The 10,718-nt window shown below is 71.5% G+C and carries 10 protein-coding genes; 3 read left to right on the top strand and 7 right to left on the bottom strand.

Annotated elements, in window-relative coordinates; all coding sequences use genetic code 11:
* The gene (locus ACFW3D_RS34040; RefSeq protein WP_500510997.1) at positions 1 to 252 is read right to left on the bottom strand and encodes a hypothetical protein; all 252 of its coding nucleotides are present in this window, start codon (positions 250 to 252) and stop codon (positions 1 to 3) included.
* A 507-nt stretch (positions 253 to 759) separates the two neighbouring features.
* Here ACFW3D_RS34040 and ACFW3D_RS34045 point away from each other — a divergent pair.
* The gene (locus tag ACFW3D_RS34045; RefSeq protein WP_500510999.1) at positions 760 to 1,359 is read left to right on the top strand and encodes a hypothetical protein; all 600 of its coding nucleotides are present in this window, start codon (positions 760 to 762) and stop codon (positions 1,357 to 1,359) included.
* A gap of 103 nt (positions 1,360 to 1,462) precedes the next feature.
* Here the strand turns inward: ACFW3D_RS34045 and ACFW3D_RS34050 are convergent, their stop codons facing one another.
* Positions 1,463 to 2,161, bottom strand: coding sequence for an SDR family NAD(P)-dependent oxidoreductase (locus ACFW3D_RS34050; protein ID WP_500511002.1), 699 nt, complete (start codon positions 2,159 to 2,161; stop codon positions 1,463 to 1,465).
* A 275-nt stretch (positions 2,162 to 2,436) separates the two neighbouring features.
* The gene (locus ACFW3D_RS34055; RefSeq protein ID WP_500511004.1) at positions 2,437 to 3,324 is read right to left on the bottom strand and encodes a helix-turn-helix transcriptional regulator; all 888 of its coding nucleotides are present in this window, start codon (positions 3,322 to 3,324) and stop codon (positions 2,437 to 2,439) included.
* A 145-nt stretch (positions 3,325 to 3,469) separates the two neighbouring features.
* Between ACFW3D_RS34055 and ACFW3D_RS34060 the strand changes: the two genes are divergently transcribed.
* Positions 3,470 to 3,904: a nuclear transport factor 2 family protein gene (locus ACFW3D_RS34060; RefSeq protein ID WP_500511007.1), complete on the top strand. Its 435-nt coding sequence runs from the start codon at positions 3,470 to 3,472 to the stop codon at positions 3,902 to 3,904.
* A 91-nt stretch (positions 3,905 to 3,995) separates the two neighbouring features.
* On the opposite strand, the gene ACFW3D_RS34065 is transcribed toward ACFW3D_RS34060, so the two are convergent.
* The 4 genes from ACFW3D_RS34065 to ACFW3D_RS34080 form a co-directional block, all read right to left on the bottom strand.
* Positions 3,996 to 5,096: a hypothetical protein gene (locus tag ACFW3D_RS34065; RefSeq protein WP_500511009.1), complete on the bottom strand. Its 1,101-nt coding sequence runs from the start codon at positions 5,094 to 5,096 to the stop codon at positions 3,996 to 3,998.
* A gap of 79 nt (positions 5,097 to 5,175) precedes the next feature.
* Entirely contained in the window at positions 5,176 to 6,390 is a 1,215-nt protein-coding gene (fabV, locus tag ACFW3D_RS34070; protein ID WP_500511010.1) for an enoyl-[acyl-carrier-protein] reductase FabV, read from the bottom strand.
* 374 nt (positions 6,391 to 6,764) lie between these two features.
* Positions 6,765 to 7,853 carry a hypothetical protein gene (locus tag ACFW3D_RS34075; RefSeq protein ID WP_500511012.1) on the bottom strand — a complete coding sequence of 363 codons (1,089 nt, stop codon included), beginning with the start codon at positions 7,851 to 7,853 and terminating at the stop codon, positions 6,765 to 6,767.
* Positions 7,854 to 7,913: 60 nt separating this feature from the next.
* Positions 7,914 to 8,048 carry a hypothetical protein gene (locus ACFW3D_RS34080; RefSeq protein ID WP_500511015.1) on the bottom strand — a complete coding sequence of 45 codons (135 nt, stop codon included), beginning with the start codon at positions 8,046 to 8,048 and terminating at the stop codon, positions 7,914 to 7,916.
* A 195-nt stretch (positions 8,049 to 8,243) separates the two neighbouring features.
* Between ACFW3D_RS34080 and ACFW3D_RS34085 the strand changes: the two genes are divergently transcribed.
* Entirely contained in the window at positions 8,244 to 10,607 is a 2,364-nt protein-coding gene (locus ACFW3D_RS34085; protein WP_500511017.1) for a glycosyl hydrolase family 95 catalytic domain-containing protein, read from the top strand.
* The last annotated feature ends 111 nt before the right edge of the window (positions 10,608 to 10,718 follow it).

The raw sequence follows: 10,718 nt of genomic DNA on the forward strand, positions 1-10,718 counted from the left end.
CTAGGCGGCCCGCCCGGTGGTGGTGTGTGCGGGGCCGTCGTCGATGCCGGCCGCTTCGATGGCGGCGGCGAGGGCCGGGTCGGCGAAGACCTGCTGGAAGACGGACGCGGCTTCGCGGAGTGCCTTGTGGTGGGCGATGTGGTCGGCGGTAGCGGCCTTGACCAGGGCTTTCATGGGCATGCCCAGCTCGCCTGCCGCTTCGCGGAGGGCTTCGAGCTCCGCGTCGGTGAAGTCAATGTTGAGTGCTGCCATGCGTTCACCGTACTCCTGAGGTACCTGTAGCTCAATTGTTGCAGGTCAAGTGGGATGCATTGAGGTACCTGCGGTGATCCGGACCACTCGGCCGCCACCGGCACCGGCCCGGCACGGACGCCCGTGCACGCGCCGGCCGGCGGCGGCGTGCGCGACGGCCTGGCTCGGCGCCGCCCTCTCGTGACGACGCCGGCGGATGACGTTCGGACTCGAGCAGGTCAGGCGGCAGACGTGGCACTCACGTCGGCCGACGCCCACGCCGACGCATTGTCAGACCTCCGCACTACACTCACCGCGCGTGGCTCCTCCTGCCCAACGTGCTGCCGTTGCACGTTCCGGTGCAGGGAGCCGGACACCTCGGGACCCTGCCCGCGGCGACCAGGTCAACGCGCCCCCCGGTCGGTCGATGTGACGGCTAGTCACTACACCGGCCGCCGGCGGGCCGTGGCCGCGTCGCGAGGTTCGGGTCGCCGGACTGTCCGTGGTTACACGAAGAAGGGAAAGAGCGTGAACACCGAGAAGGTTGCAGCCCGACGTCTTACGGCTGAGGAGGTTTCGGAGCTGGGCCTCCAGGACGAGATCTTCGTCCGGGCGGAGATGGAAGAGCTTCGGCTCGACTGCTACGCACGGGCGTATCTCACCAAGTCGGGCAAGAATTTCGAGGGCGGATCCTTCGCCGTGAGGACGGTCTTCGGCGACGAGACCCACGTCCTCCCGGACAACGCCGAGGAATCCGGGATATGGGTCGCCGACGAGGCAGGAGAGGAGATCGAGGTCCTCCGGAGCGCCGGTGTCCTCCTCAACCTCGCGCTCTTCGTGCCCGACGGGAACAAGGAGTCCCTGGAGGCGCTCTACGCCGCCGCCAGGGAGGCCTTCGGCGCGGGCATCGTCCAGCGCTGGGACGAGGAAGTCGTCGAAGTGCCGGACGTCAAGGTCGACCTGTTCGAGGAGCCGACCCGCGGACGGAAGGGTACCGGCGGCCAGAACCGCGACCGGCGCGCCCTGGACATCTACCCCACCCGCGTGCGGTTCATGGAGGCCAGCGCCGGCTGGAAGTTCGTCCTCGAACTGCACCAGGAGCACGTGGACGACACACCGACGATCTGAGCCGGCGGCCCGCACGGCGTCCCCCTCGGCACGACGCCCCCTCCAGGACGGAGGGGGCGTCGTCGCCCCGGGGCGCGGGTCCGGCTGCCGGGCCCCTGCGGCGTCAGGCGATACCGCCGTTCAGTTCGAGGTCGATGGCGTTGGCCATCGGGTTCTCGAGCAGGAACAGGCAGCCGTCGACGATGTCCGCCATGGTCGCGAGTCGTCCGGTGAGCGTCATCTTCTGTGCCGCGTCCTGCAGTTGCTCGTTGTTCACGACGAAGGGGCTGTCCGCGATGGCCCACGGGTGCAGCGAGTTCACCCTCACCGGAGCCAGTTCGACGCTCAGCGTGCGCACGAGGCCCTGCACGGCGGCGTTGACCGCCGTCAGCGTGGTCGATCCCGGGTACGGGAAGTCCTTGGCCATGCCGCCGAACAGCAGCACCGAGGCGTCCGCGGACATCCGGGGGCGGAGCGCGGCGACCACGGCCGTGTAACCGACGATCTTCGTCGTGGCCAGGGTCGTGGCCGTGGCCACGTCGTAGGAACGGGCCGTGTTCATGTCGCGGACCATGCCGACCAGGGCCACCCGGTCGACGTGGCGGACGGACTCGAGGGCGGCTTCGATGCCGGCCGGACGGCTCAGGTCGAGTGCCAGCCCCGTGACCGTACCGCCGGTCTCCGTCGCGATCTCCTCCGCCACGGTCGTGGCGCGTTCCTGGGTGCGTCCGGTCAACAGGACCTCCGCGCCGCGCCGCGCGTACTCCGCGGCCAGTGCCCGTCCTGTGCCCTGCGTGGCTCCGACGACAAGTACCGTGCTCATTTCTGCTTCCCTCGGGGTGTGCGACGTGCTGCTTGCTCCACGGCCGACCGGGCCCGCGCCCCGGGCCGGTCGTCCAGCGCTCCGCGCGCTGTGCGAAATGCGGTTGCAGCAGGGGGACTCGGGTGTGACCGCCCGGGCTGACGACGGCCCGCCCGGGACTGGCGCGACGCTAATACGCGCGATGCCGCCGGAACAAGGTGATCGGCCGCTGAGGTGGATCTTTGGCCAGATCACGTTCCCGGTGAGCGGCCGGGCGGCCGGAGGACCCGTCAGGGTCACAGGGGCGACGGATCGCCCGCGGGTTCGGTGTGCTGCTCCGGCCCGCTCGTGACGGACAAGCCGGCGAGCAGCTCCAGGGCGTCCGCGGCGGCGGTCGCCGGCGGTGCGCTGTAGACGACGACGCTCAGGCCGCTGCCGTCGGGCAGGCTCATGGTCTCCTGGTCGAGTTCCAGGTCGCCGACGAGCGGGTGGTGCAGACGCTTCGTGCTCTCTCGGAAGACGTGGACGTCGTGCGAGCCCCACAGCACGCGGAAGGAGTCGCTGCGGGTCGAGAGTTCACCGATCAGGTTCGTCAGCTCCCGGTCGTGGGGGTGTCTGCCCGCCTCGACACGCAGCGCGCCCACGGCGAAGCGGGCCATGCGCTCCCAGTCGGCGTAGAACCGCCCGGCCCCGGGATTGAGGAAGGCGAACCGCGCGACGTTGGCACGGCAGGTCGGGTCGGCGTACATCTGCGCGTACAGCGCCCGGCCCAGCGGGTTGGCGGCCAGGGTGTCGAGGCGGTCGTTCATCACGAACGCCGCCATTCCCGGCATCCCCTCGACGATCCGCGCCACGCTCGGGCGCAGCGTGGGCCGGGGTCCGCGTCGCGGCGCTCCGGGCGCGGGACCCGCGGCGCGGGCCAGGTCGTGGAGGTACATGCGCTCGGTGTCGTCGAGGCGCAGCGCCCGGGCGAGCGCGTCCAGCACGCTGTCGGAGACGCCCTTGAGGTTGCCGCGCTCCAGGCGGGTGTAGTACTCGACGCTCACCCCGGCGAGCGTGGCGACCTCCCCCCTGCGCAGTCCGGGCACCCGCCGCTGCCCGTACGTCGGCAGGCCGGCCTGCTCGGGGGTCATCCTGTCCCGTCGGGAGCGGAGGAAGGCACTGACTGCGTCCCGGTTGTCCATGGGGACAGGGTAGGCAGGCGGCGCCGGGCGTGGGGGACCCTGCCGGTACCCCTCACGGCGGGGACTCCCCCGTCCCGGCGCGCTGCCGTTGCATGGTGTGTGCCCGGAACCCCCGGGAGTCGAACCGACTGAAGGGACACCCGAGATGAGCACCAGTACCGACGCGGTGACGCAGAGCCCCGCGGACGTCGTGCGCGGGCTGTACGAAGCGTTGGGCAAGGGCGATGTGCCGGGCGTCCTGGCCCGGCTCGCCCCCGACGTGATCGTCGACGAGCCGAGCCGGCTTCCCTACGGCGGTGTGCACCACGGCCGCGAGGCGTTCGTGCGGTCCGTGCTCGGTACGATGACCGGCCGCGCCGTCGTCGCCATCAGCGCCGCCGAGGTGTTCGAGGGCCCGGCCGGTGTCGTCGGAACCCTCACCGGAACGCTCACGGCCCACACCACCGGTGAGGAGTTCCCGCTCACCATGGTCGAGATCCACCAGGTCCAGGACGGCACGGTCCGCAGGATCGACGTCTACACGAAGAACCCCGACGAGCTCGCGGCGTTCTACGCGCGCGCCGAGGCGGGCACCCGCTGACCACGCCGCCTCGGCGGCCGCGCGGCACGGACCTGCGGCACGGCGGGACACAAACCCCGGCCGTCCGGACTGTTGAGCACCTGATGTGCCGTCAGTGGCTCCATATGTGCAGGGTGGCCCCGTCGTCGGCGGTGGTGTACCACGTGCCGTCGCCGAGCGCGGTGGGGAGGCCGGTGACCGGCAAGGGGTACGTGATGCGCCGGGGAGCGCGTGCCCCCGAGGTGTCGATCAGCCAGTGCCGGCCCTCTCCCCATTCCTCGTCGCTCTCGACGGAGGAGGCGATGACGTCGGTCTCGTCGAGGAAGCCGCCGGCGTAGTCCCAGTAGGGTTCGGCCTCGTCGTTGTCGGGCTCGGTGGCGGGATGGCGCGCGACGGCCGACTCGGCGTCGATCCCTGCGAGGACGGAGCCGTCTCCGGCGTCGAGTACCACGAGGCGGTCCTGGTCGTGGGTGACCGTCACCAGCCGGCCGCCCGAGGGGCTGACGCCGGTCAGCACCAGGTCCCGGCCGCCGAAGTCGTCCGTCGTCAGCTGCCGCCCGTCCCAGCGTCCCCAGCGCAGCGGCGCACCGTCCTGTCCTTCGCCGATGCTCAGTCCCATCTGCCGCGGGTCGGGGTGGGGCACGTGCACGCTGCCGGCGGCCGCGGCCCGGGCGTCGGCGCGGGCGAGCACCGTCCCGTCCCGGGGGTCCAGCAGCAGCCACTCGTCCACGATGTCCTCGTCCCGCACGGCTGGGAAGACCGGTCCGCGCACGTGGGCCCAGAGGAGCTTCCCGTCCGCGGAGAAACCCGCCGAACCCTTCTCGGGGTGACGGTGGTCCCGGTCGCCGGCGTACTCGTCGAAGGACCGGTGCATCTGCAGGCAGGCGCCGTACCAGCAGCCGTGGCGCACCTCCCACCGGACGGCTCCGCCGGGCTCCACGGCGCGCAGGGCGTGCGCCCCCGTGAAGACGGCCAGGCGCCCGTCCGGTGCCACCGTCGACGTTCCGAAGCCGCGGGGCCACGGTGCGGGGAAGCGCGCCGTCTCGTTCCCGATCCGGACGGGGTCGTCCTCCAGGGCGTGGACCACGGTCTCGCCGTCGTGACGCTGCAGGAGCATGCGCCTGCCCGGCAGGCCGAGCACCTCCAGGGCGTCGGCGCGGTCCGCCGGGAAAGGGACGGCGAGAGCGGCGACAAGGCGAGCCTGCAAGGGCATCGGGTACTCCTGGAAGGCGGGTCGGGTTCCGCGAACCCTACGTCACGCCACCGACAGGGGTTCCGGGCCGCCCTTGGGGTCAGGAGGTGACGCCGGGCCAGGGGACGCCGGTGGCGACGGGGGCGGTGTAGTCGACGCCCGGCACGGAGAATCCGTAGAGGCGCCGGACTTCGGCGTGGAACCAGTCGAGGTCGGCGAGGTCGGGGATCGTGGCGGTGGTGGCGGCCTTCCAGCGTTCGGCGACGGCTGCCTGGACGTCGTCGGTGAGTTCCCAGGTGTCCAGGCGGATCCGGTCCTCGCCGTCCAGTGCGAGCGGGGTGCGGCCGGTGAGCTGGTCCCACAGGGCGGCGAGTTGGTGGATCGGCGCGAGCAGGCTCTCGCCGAGGACACCGCGGAGCAGGCCGGTGTAGAGGGCGATGCCGGGAATGGCGGTGGAGGACTGGGTGACGGCGGCGCCGTTGACGCAGGTCACGGCGCGTCCGTCGACCGTCTTGCCGAGCCGCTCGTTCAGCGTGCGGGCGGTGGCTTCCAGATGGGCCTTGGCGGCTCCGATGGTGCCCTGCCGGTAGATCGCCGCGGTCAGCGGTGATCCGATGTACGACAGTGCGGTGGTGGTGAACCCGTCGGCGAGCAGGCCCCGGTCGGTGAGGTGGTCGATCCAGCGTTCCCAGTCCGCGCCGCCCATGACGGCCACGGTCTGCTCGACGTCGTCCCCCGCTGCCGGTCCGGTCTCGACCTCGCGGACCTCGGGGACGCCCTGGTCGTCGAAGACGAGGGTCTTGGTGCGGTACGCCCGGCCGATGGGCTTGAGGACGGAGGCGTACGTGGTGCCGGTGTCCGGGTCGGTACGGCGGGGCGCGGCGACCGAGTAGACCAGGTAGTCCAGCCTGCCGCCGAAACGGCGCTCGATGAGGTCGGCGACCTGGTCCTTCATCGTGTCGGAGAACGCGTCGCCGTTGAGGAAGACAAGGTCCCGCCCGGCGGTTCGGGCGATGTCGGCCGTGGCGGCGGTGCGGTACCAGCCGGCGGTGGCGGTGCGTCGTTCGGTGGGGGCCTTCTCGAAGGACACGGCGATGCCGCGGATGCCGGCGCGCTTGAGTCCGGCGAGGGTGGCGGCGAGGCCGTATCCGGCGGAGGCGCCGATGATCAGCGCCACGGGCCCGGGGCCCTCCGGCGTGCCGGCGGGGTCGGGGCAGGCCTGCCACATGTCGGCCACCGCCCGCCGGCAGCCCGCCGGGTGGGAGTCGAGGAAGAGGAAACCACGGTTACGGGGGGTCAGAACGCGCTCGTTCACGGTGGCAGTCCTCGGGTCGGCCGGCCGGCAGCGCGGCGTCCTGCTCGGTCACCGCGTGCAGCCCAGTCTGCGGCAGCACGTGCGCGGTGGACGGCTTTGCCGCGGACAAAGATCACCTGCCGGTCTTGGAGCGTTTCCACCACGTCCGGCCGGGGTGCGGAGCGGCAGGAGCCTGGCCCCGTCGGGGCACACCCGCCGTCGGAACCGCCGCTCCACCGGCCGGGGAACGCCGAGCGCCCGGTACTCGCCGTACGGGGTGCCAGGCCCGGTCCGCGCAACGCCGTTGTTGTGCGCTCCGGCGCGACACGGCCGGGCCGTTCATCGCTCCTTTCACCGTGCCGTGACGTGCCGGAACGTGCCGGGCCGGCCGGTCGTCAGCCGGCGGCGGCGCCCCAGCGGGCGGCACCGCCGCCGTCCGCCGGCAGCATGCCGTTCGCCGCCTTGGCGGCGGCGATGCCGCGGGCGAGGTGGAAGGCGGCGGCCGGGTCGCCCTTGTCCGTCCACGGTTCCGCGCCGCACCACGGGCCGATCAGCCGGAACTGCTCGAGCGCGGCGTCGTAGTCGCCGTTCTCGCCGAGGTAGTGCGCGAGCAGGTGCCGGAGGCGCGGCAGTTCACCGGCGTCCTCGGGCACCCGGCCGAGCGACCGGGTCACCTCCGCCAGGATGCCCTTGACCTTCGCCGTGGCCACGGGAGCCGTGACGCCGTGGCGTTCGCTGAGTTCTGACAGGGCGTGCAGGTAGATGCCGGCCAGGGGGCTGCCCTCCGGTGCGTTCCGCACGGCGCGCTCGGCGAAGTCCATCATCTGCTTGTCGGTGCCGCACCACTTGGCGCACCAGTACTGCAGGGCCTGCCAGTGGCCCGAGTAGTGGTGCGGGGCGCGTTCGACGAGTCCCTCCCACAGGGGTTCGAACTGCATTCCGCGGTACTTGAGGGCGCGCGCGGTGGTGATCATGACGACCCAGGGGCCCGGATCGCGCGGCGCGAGCCCGGCGGCGTGCTGCGCCGCCTCCATGGCGGCGGGCAGCATCTGCCGGAAGCGCCGCATGCGCTCGGAGGGGACCTGGTTGGCGTACCCGGGTCCCCGGATCTCCCAGGCACGGTGCACGAGCAGCTGTGCGTGGAGCGTGGCGGCGTCAGCGTTGTCCGGGTCGTTCCGGCGCCACTCGCCCAGCCAGGCGTCGTCGTGCCCGGCGATCTCCTGCAGCAGTTCCAGCCGGTGCCAGCGCTCCTCCCACTCCTCCCCCGCGCGGTCCACGTACGAAGCCGCCGTGCGCCAGTCGCCCGCCCATGCGGCGTCCGCGACCGTCTGCATCTCGTCGGTCCGGTGAGCGGGCGTGGGCGGCCCGGCCCGGCGGGCGTCGAGCATCGCGAAGGGCACCATCCCGTACTCGGCGGGGTCGAACTGCGTACGGACCCATCGCGCGAGCCGGGCCTTCTGCATGGGGGCGAAAAGGTTCTTCACACGGGAGATCATCCAGACCGCGGTCACCTGGGGCAACCCATTGGCCTCCGCCCCTGGACCTCAGGCGTCGTCACCGCGGGGACGTTCGGCGCCGCCCGTCCGGAAGGACTGGAACCGGGCGGGCGGGTGCTCGATCGGAAGGTCGTGCGGCCCCGGCAGTTGGGCGTACATGCGGCGCACCGGCTCCGCAGACATCCGATCTACTGGAGCCTCAACCCCCCGAACCTCTCACCCTTGATGGGGAATCACTAACTAAAAGGGCATAAGTTCCACGTCGACGGAAGCAAAGGTCGGGTTAATTCGGCGACAGTCGTTGACATGGGCGAAACAACTTGATTATTTATGAATACTTTTTGTGGGCTCCTGCAACCCCGGAAGGGAACCCTTGCCGTGTCCGCTTCTTCCCGCCGTGACTTTCTCCGCATCGCCGGTGCCACCAGCGGAGGCCTCGCCCTGTGGGGCGGTCTCCCGCCGTTCGCCGCACACGCCGCTCCCGACCGCCCGTCCAGCGTGGACATCGTCCCGGAGGGCAAGGCCACGTCGATCTGGTACCGCACTCCGGCCAGTGAGGCGCGCATCATCCAGGAGGCCCTGCCCGTCGGCAACGGCCGCATGGGCGCACTCGTCGGCTGCGATCCGGCGGACGACTTCCTCTACCTGACCGACGGCGCGTTCTGGACCGGCGGCAGCAACGACACCCTGACCGACGACGGGCAACTCCCCTACGGTCCGGACGACTTCGGCAGCTTCGGCCTGCTGGCCAAGCTCCGCATCGCACTGCCCGGCCACTCCGCCAAGGCGGTGAGCGCATACCGCCGCCAACTCGACCTGAGCAACGGCGTGGTCTCCGCGACGTACCAGCACGAGGGCAACCACCACCGCCGCGAGGTCTACGCCAGCCACCCGGACGACGTGGTGGTGGTCCGCCTCACCGGCGGCCCGCACACCGGAACGGTCTCGCTGGCCGGCACCCACGGCGAGACCACCACGGGCGGCAACGGGCAGCTCTCCTTCGCCGGAAAGCTCAAGAACGGCCTGCGCTACGCGGCCGCGGTGACCGCGGTCAGTGCCACGGGCCGCATCAGCGTGGACGGCGACAAGCTCTCCTTCGCCGGATGCCGTGAGCTGCTGATCGTGGTGTGCGGGGGCACCGACTACTCCCCCGACGCCGCGAAGGACTTCCGCGAGCCGGGCACCGATCCCCTCGCCGTGGCCCGCACCAAGATCGCCGCCGCGGCGAAGGTGCCCGGGGGCGAACTGCTGAAGACGCACGTCTCCGACTACCACCGGCTCTACGACCGGTTCACCATCGACCTCGGTCAGTCGTCGGCACTGCAGCGGTCACTGGACTCCTGGTCGCGCATAGCCGTGCGCTACACCGACGCCTCGACGCCGGACCCGGAACTGGAGGCGGCCTACGTCCAGTACGGGCGCTACCTGACGATCACCGGCTCCCGCGACTGGCTGCCGATGAACCTGCAGGGCATCTGGGTGCACAACAACAACCCGGACTGGTACGCCGACTACCACACCGACATCAACGTCCAGATGAACTACTGGCTGGCCGACCCGGCGAACCTCGGCGAGAACTCGTACGCCCTCGCCCGGTACTGCGTGTCCCAGCTGCCGGTCTGGACCGACGTCACCAAGCGGCTGTTCAACAACGAGCGCAACCGGTTCCGCAACAGCTCCGGGAAGATCGCCGGCTGGGCGGTCGCGTTCTCCACCAACATCCACGGCGGCAGCGGCTGGGCCTGGCACCCCTCCGGCAACGCCTGGCTGTGCAACTCGCTGTGGCGGCACTACGAGTACAGCCAGGACCGCGAGTACCTGGAGCTGATCTACCCCGTCCTCAAGGGCGCGGCGGAGTTCTGGCAGGCGCGGCTGGTCCGCACCACCGTCGCCGACGGGGACGGGACGTCGCGCGAGGTCCTGATCGACGACACATCCTGGTCGCCGGAGCACGGCCCCGACGGGAAGGGCAACACGTACGGGCAGGAACTGGCGTGGGAGCTCTTCGAGGAGTTCACGACCGCCTCCCGCGTGCTGCGCCGGGACACCGAGCTGGCCGCCGAGCTGAGCGCGATGCAGGCCGAGCTCTACCTGCCCCGGGTGAGCCCCAAGACCGGCTGGCTCGAGGAGTGGATGACCCCCGACAACCTCGGCGAGGTCACCCACCGGCACCTGTCCCCGCTGATCGGCTTCTACCCGGGCGACCGGATCGCCGCCGACACCAGCTCGCCCGAGCTGCTCGAAGGGGTCCGCGCGCTGCTGACCGCCCGCGGCATGGACAGTTACGGCTGGGCGTGCGCGTGGCGCTCGCTGTGCTGGTCCCGGCTGAAGGACGCGGAGAAGGCCTACCAGCTCTACCTGACGGTCCTGCGGCCGTCCATCACCAACAGCAACGGCACCTCGGCCAACTGGTTCGACATGTACAGCCAGGGCAGCTACACGATCTTCCAGATCGACGCGAACCTGGGCGGTGCCACCGCCGCGCTGGAGATGATCCTCTACTCGCGGCCGGGCGTCATCGAGCTCCTGCCCGCGCTCCCCGCGGCCTGGGCGGCCAAGGGATCGGTGACCGGCCTCGGAGCCCGCGGCGGCTTCGAGGTGGACCTGTCCTGGCGCAACGGCAAGGTGACCGAGGCGACCGTGCGCAGCACCGGCGGGACCACGACCGAGCTGCGCGCCGGCGGCTTCCGCAAGCAGCTCTCGCTCAAGCCGGGCAAGTCCGTGACGGTGCGGATCTCCTAGCCGGGCCCTGCCGCCATCGGTTGGCACGTCCCCCCGCGAGGGGGTGCGCTCCGGGGGCCGGGTGGCACCCCCCCACCCCGGCCCCCGGGGGGGTTTGGGTGGGGGTGGAAC

The organism is Streptomyces sp. NPDC058864 (assembly GCF_042742985.1).
GTDB lineage: Bacteria > Actinomycetota > Actinomycetes > Streptomycetales > Streptomycetaceae > Actinacidiphila.